Raw genomic sequence first — 13,209 nt, 5'->3', positions numbered from 1 at the left:
TTTTTATTTTAGCACAAAGAAAAAGGGAACTATTTCGAGTTCCCTACGTACTTCGCCGCTTGTTGACCAGCCATGCGTCCGCCTACTAAAGCAAACATCATGGATACACCTTCCACTAATGGATAGGAGTTGTTGTATTGTTCAGCAATTTCATTCCCTGCCGCATACAAACCCCTGATAACCGTACCATTTTCCTTGATAACTTGTTGACTTGCATTGACTAAGACACCGCCAATACCACCAAGAGAAACAGGACGAGCTTTAACAGCGTAGAAAGGACCATCACCTAAGCTTTGCATATACTTCTTGTCCTTACCAAAGACAGTATCCTTACCCGCCTTTGCATCAGTGTTGTAAGCTTTAATCGTTTTTGCTAAGGTTTCAGCATCAATAGTCATTGCCTTCGCTAATTCTTCAACTGTATTTCCTTTAAAAACGGTCTTTTTAGAAACACCTTCATCCAAAGCTTTTCTAAATTCAGTCCATGGCTTATTCACATCAAATAAAGGAACTGTTGGTTCGTATTTTACAACTTCCTCAATACCCAATGCTTTTGAGCCACCTTTTTCTAGCTTAGAAACCATTTCTTCACTAAGAATGGAATAGTAGTATTCCCCTTGCGTGGCTGCTGCGTTAGAACTTAAAGCTGTATCATAGTTCAAATCTTCAGGGCAGAAACGAGATCCTCTTTGATTAATCCACACAGAAGTGGATAAGTAAATAGCTTTCGCAATTTCATCCTTACCAGTTCCTGTTTGGATGCCGGAATAAGAAGTAACACCATGGTATTGTTGAATGGTTTTACCAACACCTGCCCCAATTTCTTGGGACATACGAGCACCGTCTCCGGTTTGTGTTCCAGTTGTGAATGTTTCTAATGGAAAACCAACTTTTTCTTTAATCACATCTTTGTTAGCACCAAAGCCCCCCGTTGCTAAAACAACGGACTTTGTTGAAATGGAATATTCTGTACCATCTTTTGCTTTGGCTACAACACCTGTCATCGCATCGTCTTTTGTTTCTAGCTTTGTGGCTGGTGTTTCCATTAAGATTTCACCACCTTTCGCTTGAAAATTCTTCGCTAAGCCTTGGAAATAACTTAATTTTTTAGTTTGATCTTTAAAAATATGATAGGTTTGATACCCATCTTTATGCGAAGCTTGCTCCGTTCCCATAAATGTGAATGGTAAGCCATTTTCTTGCAACCAATCAATTGTTTCGCCGGAACGACTAGCGATATTATAGAATAAACTACCATCACTCATCCAAGCGTTATAATCTTGCCAAGACTTTGTGACATCTTTTGCACTAAAAGTACCAGCAACACCGGATTCTTTTTGAGCTTTGGAATTAATTCCCATAACTCCACCCGCAAATTTTGAAACACCACCTACAGAAGCCGCCTTTTCTAATAAGATTACCTTAGCTCCACCTTGTTGAGCTGATAATGCGGCACTTAAGCCGGCAGCACCTGCACCAATAACCACAACATCTGCTTGTTTCTTTTCGACTTTTTTAGCTTGGTTTGTGGAAGAACCGGAACAACCTGTCAGTAACATTGCCAAGGCAACCGAAATTGCCATTATTTTTTTGAATTTCATCTTTTCTCTCCTAACAAATTCATTTTTTCACCAATTAAAAGAACTGTCATTGTCCGTTTCGGACAAAATAAAAACAAAGTTTTTAGACTTTGTTTTAAACACTTTTATTTTCACAAATGAGACGTATTTTTCAACGAATTTGATTCAATAAATCCACTCTTCTTTGGTGACGACCACCTTCAAACTCTGTTTCTAAGAAAGTATCTACAATCATCTTAGCCAACTCATCTCCAACCACCCTTGCTCCAAAAGCAATAATTTGAGCATTATTATGTAAACAGGCCATCCTAGCTGAATAAGGATCACTGCAAATACCACAGCGAATACCTTCTACTTTATTACAAGCAATGCCAATACCAATGCCGGTTCCACAAATCGCAATACCACGCTCTACTTCACCAGCCATAACTGCCTTTCCTAATGTTTCACCATAGTTTGGATAGTCAACGGATTGAGTTGTATCAGTACCATAATTGATAAGCTCATATCCTTTTTTACTTAGATAATCAATAAGCTCTTTTTTTAATTCTACAGCACTATGATCGCCGGCAATCCCAATTTTCATCCAATAACCACCTTTCTTTTGTTTTCAAATACCAATAGGGCAATTCCACCTATCACTACAAATAAACTAATAAATTGTGAAGTAGATAAGATACCAACACTACCACGAATCAAATCGCCACGGATAAATTCAATCATAAAGCGACCAAAGCCGTACAAAATAAGATACCAAGCTCCTGTCTTATTGGATTCTTTTGTCCTAGTTAGAACATAGTATAAAATAGCGAAAATAATGAAATTTCCTAAAGAAGAAATCAATTCTGTTGGAATAACCTTTACATTTGCCCCGGGACCTAAAGAATCGGCCGGGAAAGTTACACCATACCAAGCATCTGTTGGTATTCCATAGCAACATCCCGCCAAGAAACAGCCAATACGACCCAATGCTTGAGCTAAAGCAATACATGGAGCCAATACATTAAAATAAGTGAAAAAATCTAAATGATGATGACGACAATACAAGTAACCCACCAAAGCACCTGCAATAATACCCCCATACACCACAAATCCTTGTGAACCGAGAACGGCAATTGGATTAGCCATAAAACTCTTTAAATCCGTTAAGATAAATAAAGCTTTCGCCCCAATAAAGCCCACAATGACACACAAAAAAATTAAATTATCAATCTTATTCGTTTCCAGATGAAATCGTTTCGCCAATCTTTCTGCCATCCAGAAGGCTGCTAGAATACCTAACGCAATCATGACACCATAGCCATGAATGGTCACTGATCCAATTTTAAACCAGTTATTATACATTTTCTTCCTCACTTTCTTTCACTTCTTCCCTAGGAGTCTGTGGATTTTTTAATGTTTCAACGGCTTTTTTATAGGAATTTTCCAAAACAAATAGAGCAAATAAATCTGATATACCGGCGTATATTAAACCAATACCAATCACAATAAATAGCACTTGTTGCGACTGATGCCCTGCTAATATAAAGATAACCACTAGACCAAGGATTAACGCAACAACCGATAAAATGAAATAAGTCATTTCTTGATTGGATTTAATTCTATGGGCAACAACGGCTTTCTGAAGCTTCATTAAACCACTAGACATAATGACTAGACCTAATACAATTGGAATTAGAGTTAAAATTAAATCTTTTTGAATGATAATGACCAATCCGGCTAAGATGGATAAAATACCAAATACGAAATCGTTTCGGTATAAAATTTTATCAATATCTAAAACAAAGTAAGTTGTTAATAAGATAACACCAATGATGACGAATACAAGTCCTACGCTTATGGATAATAATTGGGCACTCATCCCTGGAAAAAGCGCCATAACAGAACCAATTAAGATATATAAAGTAGCGGAAAGAATCGACATATTTTTTGATTCAGGAAACATACATTCACCTCTTTACTACTTATTGTATAATAAGATACTTCAAAATAACAAAATATCTATTACAATAAACCGTTCAGGTGTTTCATCCATCTTAAGAAAATGGTTTTCCTTAGCATGAATCATTCATACGAACTTAGTAGAGCTATATCATAATATCCATTGAAAAAATACTTATAACAAGACAGCAATTCAAATTCATGAAGGAAAAAAAGAATTGATACACAATTTTTCGAGTAGGAGATTTCTTACGGTTCATATAAAAAGATATTTTTTATTGTCTGATTTCCTACTTAAGCCTAGAACATACAGTAAAAGAACAGAAAAGATAGATACAACATTGAAGTGAACCCCCAAAAGTTGGATAAACAAATAAAGGAACTTCACTTCATTTTTTAATTTACTGTTCTTGTGTTAGTTATGTTCCATTGTTACTTCAATAAGATGATATTTATTCCTATTTCTTACATAATTCGACTAAATGCTCAACAACATTTAATTTTCTCATTGTCATGGTTATTGAAAGCTGTTTTTCAAGATAATTTGTATTCAATCTTTTTGTACTTGCATCTCTCGGAAGATACATATACAAACATTCAGAACCAATAATAAACTTTTCATCTCCAAAATCTTTATTTTCAAGTTTTTTTAGTTCATCTTCTCCCATACTATCGTTAGTGAATACTAAATGTATTCTTGAAAAATCATAATTTTCATTAAAAGGATTTTCTTCAATAGCTATCTGTAATTGATTTTTTCTTTTTATGATAACACTTAAATCTGCTCCTATTTCTTTAGCTATTGTGTCATGAATTGACTTTGCGGTTTTCTCTTTTGATAACTCTGTTTCTAAAATAACATTACCACTTTGAATATAAGTCTTTGCATTTTTCAGTCCTACTGTTTCAAGTATTTCTACCAAAAATGACATTTCAGGTATTCTATTTTCCCCTGTCGGCGTTACTCCTCTCAATAGTGCAATTACTTCCATATTCTAAAACTTCCTTAATCTGACTTTCAACTCAATTTAAGATATTCATTAAAGTTTTATCTCATATCCAAATTCATGTAAAACAAAACCATCATCAAATTTTTCTTCATAAATACCTTTGGCTTTGTTAAATCCACTTTGGGTATAAAGATTGATAGCAGGCTTATTTATATCAACCACAAATAGTCTTAAATATTCCGCTCCAAAACTTTTACTAATATCTTTTGCTTTATTTAACATATAGTTGCCTATTCCTTTACGAAAATATTTTTTATTTACTCCTAATCTGTCTAAATAGAATACCTTGTTACTTCTTTTCTCCCATTCAACTGATGTTTCTCCGATATTCTTCTTAGTTAAAGCAAAAGCTGAAACTATTTCATCTTTATCAACTAAAACAAATAGCTGTTTTTCCCTAATATCTTCCGCAAAAAATTCACAAGGATAAATCTCGTCCCAAATTTCTATGTTTTGTTTATTCATCTCTTGAATAATACCTTTGTATACTTTTTTTAATTGGGGTAAATCAGCTAAAATTGCCAACCTAAACTCCATTTTCCATCCACCTCTTATAAATATATCTCAATTATTATTTGCGATATTGTACCATTTTTTCGCTTCGTTTTATAGCTCTAACTCGTTCCGCTTTACCTGTGAGTTCCTTTGAATGTTTCTGTAACTGCTCGGGAGTTTGACAGTTTAATGCTGTAGAAACTCGTGAAGCCCATTTGCGAGGAAAAGGAGAATAATATGAAAAGATTCAATTCAATTAATGAACAAATTGAAAATTTAATAAACTTTGGAGAATCAGCCATCCACTGATATGTACCCAGAATCCTGGACACATTTATTAGCGAAAAATATAATTGAAGTCAGATATAAAAAACCACCATTTAAAGCGGTTTTTTTACTATAAAGTGGAGCTGAGGGGAGTCGAACCCCTGTCCAAGAAAAGTCCCACATTCGAGCCTCTACAGTTTAGTTACTTTGTAATAAGACGAATACTTCTAAAGCAACCAAGATATATTCGAATTTGTCTATTGATTGTCGGAAAAATAAGCTAGACCATTATTCTTCGTATCCGTTTTTTTACACTATTGAAAGCAGACGGCTACTCTTCCAATAGGACGCCGCGAACGCCTCTAGCGCTAAATCAAGCAGCGAATGCGAAGCTTGCGCTTCTATTTGTGTTTGCGTTTAATTTGTTTAATGATTAGGTCATCACTCCACTGCCACTCGAATCAAACATTAACCTGTCGAAACCTTGACAGCCCCATGCGATAACTATAAACGAGTTTTTATCAGAAATCAATATCGCTTTAAGGCTTTCGCCATCTCTCTTTTCGCATCCCTTTCCTTTTGACTTTCTCGCTTATCATGAAGATTCTTACCCTTAGCCAATGCGATTTCTAATTTTGCCTTGCCATTCTTCAAATAAATACGAACTGGAATTAATGTATATCCTTTTAAACGAACCTTTTGTTCCAAACGACGAATTTCCAATTTATGTAACAATAACTTCCTATCTCTTGTTTCATCAACATTGAAAATATTGCCATATTTATAAGGAGAAATATGTAACATCTTAACCCAAGCTTCGCCATTACGAATGGTGATATAAGAATCCTGAAATTGAACCTTAGCTAAACGGATGGATTTAATCTCCGTACCCGTTAATAACATCCCACATTCAAAATGATCTTCCAAGAAGTAATCATGCGAAGCACGACGATTTATCGCCATCACTTTTATAGAATCCATGTTCTCTCCTCTCCTTATCGATACCTAATTTTTTTCTTATGTCTCTTTTTATCAAACAATTTGTGGCTTTCTTTTTTTCGTTTTGCATGATCTTTATAAATTTTTGGCTTTTTCTTATCCTTTTCAAATTTCTGCTTACGATCCTTTGGATTATCCCAATATGAAATAGAATCTTCTTCTCTTCTTCTGGAATCCAAGGATTTCTTTCCACGATTATCTTGAAACTTCTGCCTTGGTAATACAAATTCAAAAGTCACATTACCCTTTTGTTTATCCGCCTCAACCACTTTAACTTTAACCGCTTGACCAATGCGATAGGTAACGCCATTTCTTTGCCCAATCAATTCATTTCGATCCTCGTGGAACATATAATAATCCCCTGGGATAGAACGAGTTTGCACCAAACCCTCTACTGTATTTTCCAATTGAACAAAGACACCAAAGCGAGTAACGCCTATAATAATCCCATCAAAACGTTCACCTAAGTGGTCTTGCATATATTCTGCTTTCTTCATATCCAAACAAGCATATTCTGCATCGGCACAATTTCTTTCTTGCCTAGAAGCATGTTCCGCAAATTCCTGATTACGACTATTATCCTTGTCCTTATTCCACTTCTTATTCCCATCAAATACATATTTCCACAACATTCTATGTACAATCAAGTCTGGATAACGACGAATTGGTGAAGTAAAATGCAAATAATCTTGTTCCGCCAAACCAAAGTGACCAAGATTCTGAATATCATAACGAGCTTTTTGCATGGTTCTTAGCATCATCATATTCAAAACCGGAGCACTATGCTCATCTTGAATACTCGTTAAAAACTGTTGCACATTCTTAGGACGAATATTCGATGCCTTTAAGGTAAAAGGTTTTCCTAAAATTTCTGCCAAATGACGATATTCTTTGATACGCTTTGCACTGGGTTCTTCATGAATACGATAAATTCCAGGTATTTTATGTTCCTGTAAGTATTTAGCAACCGCTACATTAGCCGCAATCATACAATCTTCAATCACTTCTTCGGAAACTCCTCTTCGTTTAGCGTAAATACGAATTGGTTTTCCCTTCTCGTCCAGATCCATAGACGTTTCCGGATGCTCAAAGTTAATCGCCCCTTTGTTCACTCTTTCATGACGAATAGCATCAGCACACTCCAATAATGCCATGAAAAAGTCACCCATTGAAGCGTATTCTTTCATAACACTTTCGTCACCAATCAAAATTTGATTAACTTTGTTGTAGGTCATTCTTTCTTTTGAGTTGATAACCGATGGATAAACATCATAGAACACAATTTGACCTTTCTTTGAAATTTGCATTTCACAAGTCAATGTCAAGCGATTCACATGAGGATTTAAAGAACAAATACCATTTGACAATTCATGTGGTAACATTGGTACAACTCGATCCACCACATAGGTAGAAAAAGAACGTTGTTGTGCTTCTCTATCCAAAGCCGTATCTTCTTTGACATAACTAGAAACATCGGCAATAGATACCCACAAACGATAACCATCCTCATTTCTTTCAACTGATACCGCATCATCAAAGTCTTTTGAACTATCCCCATCAATTGTCACAAAGGTTTGATTACGCAAATCTTTTCTACCAAGTAGTTGTTCACTCTGTACTTCCCGGGGAATAAATTTTAATTCTTCTACGACTTCATCTGGAAACTCTAAAGGAATTTCATGGTCCACTAAAATTGAAGCAATATCTGTCCCCGGATCATCCTTATGTCCAATGGCTTTTAGGATGATAACATCTAAAGGATTACCATAACCGGTAATATGACCAACCACCTTTAAACCATCTATTACCAAAAAATCTTTAGAATATGATAAACGAACTTTCCTTTCTTTCAAACGTTCATCATCAGCTTCAAAATAAATTTTCTTTCCTCTCACCAAAAGCGTACCAACAATCGTATCCTTCGCTCTTTCTTTAATCGCAATCACTTTCGCAAAAGGAGGAATTTTTAAGGCTTGAATAAGAACCAAATCACCATGCATCGCACTTGCTAAATCAGCCGTTTCAATTCGATAGGACTTTTCATCTTCCATATCCACAAAACCAACACCCATTCGATTTACCGACAAGCGTCCTTCCATCACTTTGGCTTGACTTTGGGTTAAAAATTCATTATGCGTATTGCGGAAAACAAGGTATTCTCTCTCCATTTTTTCTAAAATGCGGTTCAAGCGAATAAAATCAGAGGAAGAAACCATTTGAAAAGCCTCCAAGAGATGTGACACTGTGTGTTTATGCCTTGGTTCTGTTTGTAAGTAACGCAATATTCTTTTTTCTAATTCTTCCATAAAGATCCTTCATACAAAAAACCGGTAGGATTACCGGCTTTTATTTAACGACGCGAATTGCGACAACTAAGATAAAGAAGATAACACCCAGAATTAAAGTCATATTGGAAATGACTTTCTCAGATCCTCTTTCCTTTTGATTCGCAAATAAGTTCAGTCCACCGTTTCCTGTAAACGCTCCAGAAATACCATCAGACTTACCACCTTGTAACAACGTTAAGACGATGATCAAAGCAGACACAATCATTAAGATTGGATTCAGAATATTTGTTACCATTTATACCACCTTTTTATCACAAGAATTATAGCATCTACTTTCCATTTCAACAACTAGCCTACTTTACAAGCTGGGTTATCACTATTACAACCACCATCTTGGTTCTTTTCTTGGGCTTGTTTATTTTGCTTCACAAACTTCGTTAAGCGTTGTTTTAATGCATCCTTCTTTTCACTTGTCCAATAATCTTTGGTTTCCATTCCGGAAATATCACTGGTTTCATTATCAAAGCCAACAATCTTGCCATGTTCAACAAATAAAACTAAAGGCACATAAATCACTTGTTTGCCCTCATTATCGTATCGTACAATCTTTTTACCTGTCGTATTTACTTTTTCTAAAGTAGACGCAAGCTGATCATAGAAAGAACGGTCGGCTTTCTTTTGTTCATAAATATTAAAATACTTTGTTTTAAGAGAAGCATCTTTTAAAACATCATTGAAATAAGGGTAATAAGCTTGACACCATTTACATTCCGGAAAGCCTAGTGTTAAGACACCTGTTCCATGTTCTAAAAAGTTTAAAACATCCTTTTTTTCCATTTGTTCGAATTGGTTATCTTTTGGTAAATCCTTATAAAGAGTGGATAAATTCGCTTCCCTTTTTTCTGTTGGTTTCACTGTTTGTTTCGCACAAGCCACCAATAAAACCGCAAGCAAAGAGAAACATAACCATTTCTTTTTCATAGCTTTTCACTCCTTTCAATTCAGCCCAAATATACCATACTTTAGTCTTGAAGTCTAACCAAAATGATGTCTTAAAGTTTAATCTATAAATTGAAACATTAATTGCAAATGATATTTTTTAATAAAAGTAGGATTGTTTTTTAAGAATTTTTAAATTTTAAAAACCAAGCTTGAAAAATCAAATAAAAAAGAAGATTTCAAATGAGAAATCTTCTTCCTTGATAAAAACTTATTTTGAAGAAACAGCTTTAACGTTGTAGAAAGCCTTTCTACCACGGTATTGAGCCACTCCATCTAATTCTTCTTCAATTCTCATCAGTTGGTTGTACTTCGCAATACGATCTGTACGACTTAGAGAACCAGTCTTGATTTGACCGGCATTTGTTGCAACAACCAAGTCGGCGATAGTGCTATCTTCAGATTCACCGGAACGGTGAGAAACAACAGCTGTATACTTAGCTTCCTTAGCCATTTCAATCGCATCTAATGTCTCTGTTAATGTACCAATTTGGTTTACCTTAATCAATACCGAGTTAGCAGCACCAAGTTCAATACCCTTCTTGATGTAAGTTGTGTTTGTAACGAATAAATCATCACCAACTAATTGAACCTTTTCACCTAAACGCTTGGTTAATTCAACCCAACCGTCCCAGTCATTTTCTGCTAAGCCGTCTTCAATAGAAATCAATGGATACTTTTCAACCCATTTTTCTAACATTTCAATCATTTCTTCGGAAGACTTTTCACCTTCACCGGAACGAGCTAAGACATACTTACCCTTTTCCGAATCATAGAATTCAGAAGCGGCTAAATCCATTGCAAAGCAAATATCCTTGCCTAATTCATATCCAGCTTCTTTAACAGCTTCAACCATCAATTCTAATGGACCTTCATTTCCTAATGTTTCTAATGGACCATTATTACCGGCAATGGTAGATGGAGCGTAACCACCTTCATCACCAACTGATGTGTTGTAACCATACTTCTTCAATACCTTCTTCAAAGCATGGAAAGTTTCAGCACCCATACGAACCGCTTCGTGAACACTGGAAGCACCTACAGGCATAATCATATATTCTTGACAATCTGAAGCCGAGTCTGCATGCTTGCCACCATTTAAGACATTCATCATAGGAACAGGCAATACTTTTGCGTTTGTGCCACCAATGTATTCATATAATGGAAGACCGCAAGAATCAGCAGCGGCACGAGCGGCGGCCAGAGAAACAGCTAAAGTAGCATTAGCTCCTAAATTACTCTTAAATTCTGTACCATCTAATTCAATCATCACTTTATCAATTAAGACTTGATCAAATACATTCAAACCCTCAACAACCGGAGCAATCTTTTCATTGATATTTTCCACAGCCGTTAAAGTCCCCTTACCTAAGTAACGGTTCTTATCACCATCACGTAATTCTAAGGCTTCGCGTTCACCGGTGGATGCACCGGATGGAACGATAGCACGACCAAAGGCACCAGATGCTGTGTAGATTTCAGCTTCTACTGTTGGGTTTCCACGTGAATCTAACACTTCACGAGCAAATACTTCCGCAATTGGATCAATAAAATTAGGCATTCTTATATCCTCCTATCCTAATGTAATTACTTTGTTGCATCAATGAGTTCTTTAAAGGAGTCTTCTTTAAGCGAAGCACCACCAATTAAAGCCCCATCAATATTTTCACAAGCCATGTATTCCTTGATATTACCAGGCTTTACCGAACCACCATATTGAATACGAACAGCTTGAGCTGTTACTTCATCATATAAAGCACAAACGGTTTCACGAACTAGTTTACAACAAGATTCAGCCGTATTGGAATCCGCTGACTTACCAGTACCGATAGCCCAGATTGGTTCATAGGCAATCACCATTTTTGAAACTTCTTCAGCGCTTAAATTCGCTAAAGAACCAGTTAACTGTGTCTTAATCACTTCTTCTGTCTTACCAGCATCGTATTCCGCTTCTGTTTCACCAATGCATAAGATAGGTGTAATACCATCTTGGAATAAACGCTTAGCCTTAGCGGCACAAGCTTCATTCGTTTCGTTGAAGTAAGTTCTTCTTTCGGAGTGACCAATAATGCAATAAGTAACACCCACTGCTTTTAACATCGGAACAGATACTTCACCAGTATAAGCACCATTGTCCTTTTCATGACAATTTTCAGCCGCAATGATTAAATGCTTCGCATTGCGAACAGCCACATCCAAATCCACAAATGGTGCGCCAATACCATAATCGGCCTTTTCATCACCTGTTAAAGTAGCTTCAATGGCTCGCACAAAAGCTTCTGTTTCAACCGGTGTCTTATTCATTTTCCAGTTACCAACAATAATCGGTTTTCTAGTCATTTTATTTTTCAGGAATAATCGCAATTCCCGGTAACTCCTTTCCTTCCATATATTCAAGTGATGCTCCACCACCGGTTGAAATATGGCTGAACTTCTCTGCATATCCTAAGTTCTTAGCGGCCGAAGCGGAATCCCCACCACCAATAATCGTTGTAGCGTTTTCCAAACCGGCTAATTCTTCACAGATAGCGATGGTTCCCTTAGCGAAACGTTCATCTTCGAATACCCCCATAGGACCATTCCAGAATACTGTCTTAGCACCTTCTAATTCTTTCTTGAATAATTCAACCGTCTTAGGACCAATATCTAAGCCCATGAAATCACTAGGGATATAACCTGCTTCAACCGTTTTGATTTCCGTTGGATTTGAGAAATCGTTTGCAATAACGGTATCCACCGGTAAGAATAATTTACCATGACTCTTTGCCATGAATTCCTTTGCCAAATCCATCTTATCTTCTTCTAATAAAGAAGTTCCAATTTCACCGCCATTGGCTTTCGCAAATGTATAGGACATGCCGCCACCAATAAGAACCTTATCGGCAATCTTCAATAAGTTTTCAATAACACCAATCTTATCCGATACCTTGGCACCGCCCAAGATAGCGACGAATGGACGTTGAGGATCATTGACTGCCTTGCCTAATACGTTTACTTCTTTTTCAACCAAGAAGCCTAAAGCACTAGGTAAATGACTAGCAATACCCACGGTTGAAGCGTGTGCTCTATGAACAGAGCCGAACGCATCTTCCACAAACAAATCCCCTAAAGAAGCCCAATAAGCCCCAAGCTCTTCATCGTTTTTGGATTCACCCTTTTCATAACGTGTATTTTGCATCAAGACAATGGAACCATTTTCTTGTTTCTTCACTGCTTCTTCCACTTCAGCACCACGAGTCGCATTCACAAATTTGACTGGAGCACTTTGAAGCTTTGCAAGACAATCTGCCACGATAGACATATCATTCTTCGCTTTGTCTTCCTCTGTCTTCACCTTTCCAAGATGGCTAAGCAATAATACTTTTGCACCTTGTTCTGTTAAATAATTGATGGTAGGTAATGCTGCACGAACACGATTATCGTCCGTAATAACACCATCTTTATGAGGTACATTGAAGTCAACACGAACAATGACGTGTTTTCCTTTTACCTCTAAGTCTTTAACCGTAACCTTTGCCATGGTTATCCTCCTTTTACTTGTTTATTATATCACTAAGTTTTCAAGGCTTTCTATCCTTTTCATTGACTTTCTGGGTGTAAGCCTTTTCATGTAAAAAACGATTCCCTAAG

The 13,209-nt window shown here is 36.4% G+C and carries 13 protein-coding genes and 1 other RNA gene; all 14 read right to left on the bottom strand.

Annotation, left to right across the window (positions count from 1 at the left end; all coding sequences use genetic code 11):
* Window positions 1–29 precede the first annotated feature (29 nt).
* The gene (locus JOS54_RS00920; protein WP_203245215.1) at window positions 30–1,601 is read right to left on the bottom strand and encodes an FAD-dependent oxidoreductase; all 1,572 of its coding nucleotides are present in this window, start codon (window positions 1,599–1,601) and stop codon (window positions 30–32) included.
* Between the two features lie 130 nt (window positions 1,602–1,731).
* The gene (rpiB, locus tag JOS54_RS00915) at window positions 1,732–2,166 is read right to left on the bottom strand and encodes a ribose 5-phosphate isomerase B (protein WP_203245214.1); all 435 of its coding nucleotides are present in this window, start codon (window positions 2,164–2,166) and stop codon (window positions 1,732–1,734) included.
* Complete coding sequence (gene lgt, locus JOS54_RS00910) at window positions 2,163–2,924, bottom strand: prolipoprotein diacylglyceryl transferase (protein WP_203245213.1); 762 nt, start codon at window positions 2,922–2,924, stop codon at window positions 2,163–2,165. Before lgt ends, rpiB begins: the two co-directional genes overlap by 4 nt.
* Window positions 2,917–3,525, bottom strand: a complete 609-nt coding sequence (locus JOS54_RS00905) for a DUF308 domain-containing protein (protein ID WP_203245212.1) — start codon at window positions 3,523–3,525, stop codon at window positions 2,917–2,919. Before JOS54_RS00905 ends, lgt begins: the two co-directional genes overlap by 8 nt.
* Before the next feature lie 454 nt (window positions 3,526–3,979).
* The gene (locus JOS54_RS00900) at window positions 3,980–4,513 is read right to left on the bottom strand and encodes a DUF1697 domain-containing protein (protein ID WP_203245211.1); all 534 of its coding nucleotides are present in this window, start codon (window positions 4,511–4,513) and stop codon (window positions 3,980–3,982) included.
* Between the two features lie 48 nt (window positions 4,514–4,561).
* Entirely contained in the window at window positions 4,562–5,068 is a 507-nt protein-coding gene (locus JOS54_RS00895) for a GNAT family N-acetyltransferase (protein WP_203245210.1), read from the bottom strand.
* Window positions 5,069–5,428: 360 nt separating this feature from the next.
* Window positions 5,429–5,788: a transfer-messenger RNA gene (ssrA, locus tag JOS54_RS00890) on the bottom strand.
* Window positions 5,789–5,821: 33 nt separating this feature from the next.
* On the bottom strand, window positions 5,822–6,274 hold the full coding sequence (smpB, locus tag JOS54_RS00885) for an SsrA-binding protein SmpB (RefSeq protein ID WP_203245209.1): 453 nt from the start codon (window positions 6,272–6,274) through the stop codon (window positions 5,822–5,824).
* Window positions 6,275–6,288: 14 nt separating this feature from the next.
* Window positions 6,289–8,598, bottom strand: coding sequence for a ribonuclease R (gene rnr, locus JOS54_RS00880; RefSeq protein ID WP_203245208.1), 2,310 nt, complete (start codon window positions 8,596–8,598; stop codon window positions 6,289–6,291).
* A 40-nt stretch (window positions 8,599–8,638) separates the two neighbouring features.
* Complete coding sequence (gene secG / locus JOS54_RS00875; RefSeq protein ID WP_203245207.1) at window positions 8,639–8,875, bottom strand: preprotein translocase subunit SecG; 237 nt, start codon at window positions 8,873–8,875, stop codon at window positions 8,639–8,641.
* Between the two features lie 53 nt (window positions 8,876–8,928).
* Complete coding sequence (locus tag JOS54_RS00870) at window positions 8,929–9,561, bottom strand: hypothetical protein (RefSeq protein ID WP_203245206.1); 633 nt, start codon at window positions 9,559–9,561, stop codon at window positions 8,929–8,931.
* Between the two features lie 229 nt (window positions 9,562–9,790).
* Window positions 9,791–11,140 carry a phosphopyruvate hydratase gene (gene eno / locus JOS54_RS00865; RefSeq protein WP_203245205.1) on the bottom strand — a complete coding sequence of 450 codons (1,350 nt, stop codon included), beginning with the start codon at window positions 11,138–11,140 and terminating at the stop codon, window positions 9,791–9,793.
* A gap of 26 nt (window positions 11,141–11,166) precedes the next feature.
* A complete protein-coding gene (gene tpiA, locus JOS54_RS00860) occupies window positions 11,167–11,919 on the bottom strand; it encodes a triose-phosphate isomerase (RefSeq protein ID WP_203245204.1) in 753 nt (250 codons plus the stop codon).
* Between the two features lies 1 nt (window position 11,920).
* Complete coding sequence (pgk, locus tag JOS54_RS00855; RefSeq protein ID WP_203245203.1) at window positions 11,921–13,099, bottom strand: phosphoglycerate kinase; 1,179 nt, start codon at window positions 13,097–13,099, stop codon at window positions 11,921–11,923.
* Window positions 13,100–13,209 lie beyond the last annotated feature (110 nt).

The sequence above is a fragment of the Bulleidia sp. zg-1006 genome, assembly GCF_016812035.1.
GTDB lineage: Bacteria > Bacillota_I > Bacilli_A > Erysipelotrichales > Erysipelotrichaceae > Bulleidia.
Note: the sequence above shows the minus strand (reverse complement) of the source record. Positions and strands in the feature narration are given on the sequence as shown.

Bases quoted from the DNA above. Each gene is read 5' to 3' on its own strand.
- JOS54_RS00920 (WP_203245215.1), bottom strand. From the start codon at position 1,601: ATGAAATTCAAAAAAATAATGGCAATTTCGGTTGCCTTGGCAATGTTA.
- rpiB (WP_203245214.1), bottom strand. From the start codon at position 2,166: ATGAAAATTGGGATTGCCGGCGATCATAGTGCTGTAGAATTAAAAAAA.
- lgt (WP_203245213.1), bottom strand. From the start codon at position 2,924: ATGTATAATAACTGGTTTAAAATTGGATCAGTGACCATTCATGGCTAT.
- JOS54_RS00905 (WP_203245212.1), bottom strand. From the start codon at position 3,525: ATGTTTCCTGAATCAAAAAATATGTCGATTCTTTCCGCTACTTTATAT.
- JOS54_RS00900 (WP_203245211.1), bottom strand. From the start codon at position 4,513: ATGGAAGTAATTGCACTATTGAGAGGAGTAACGCCGACAGGGGAAAAT.
- JOS54_RS00895 (WP_203245210.1), bottom strand. From the start codon at position 5,068: ATGGAGTTTAGGTTGGCAATTTTAGCTGATTTACCCCAATTAAAAAAA.
- smpB (WP_203245209.1), bottom strand. From the start codon at position 6,274: ATGGATTCTATAAAAGTGATGGCGATAAATCGTCGTGCTTCGCATGAT.
- rnr (WP_203245208.1), bottom strand. From the start codon at position 8,598: ATGGAAGAATTAGAAAAAAGAATATTGCGTTACTTACAAACAGAACCA.
- secG (WP_203245207.1), bottom strand. From the start codon at position 8,875: ATGGTAACAAATATTCTGAATCCAATCTTAATGATTGTGTCTGCTTTG.
- JOS54_RS00870 (WP_203245206.1), bottom strand. From the start codon at position 9,561: ATGAAAAAGAAATGGTTATGTTTCTCTTTGCTTGCGGTTTTATTGGTG.
- eno (WP_203245205.1), bottom strand. From the start codon at position 11,140: ATGCCTAATTTTATTGATCCAATTGCGGAAGTATTTGCTCGTGAAGTG.
- tpiA (WP_203245204.1), bottom strand. From the start codon at position 11,919: ATGACTAGAAAACCGATTATTGTTGGTAACTGGAAAATGAATAAGACA.
- pgk (WP_203245203.1), bottom strand. From the start codon at position 13,099: ATGGCAAAGGTTACGGTTAAAGACTTAGAGGTAAAAGGAAAACACGTC.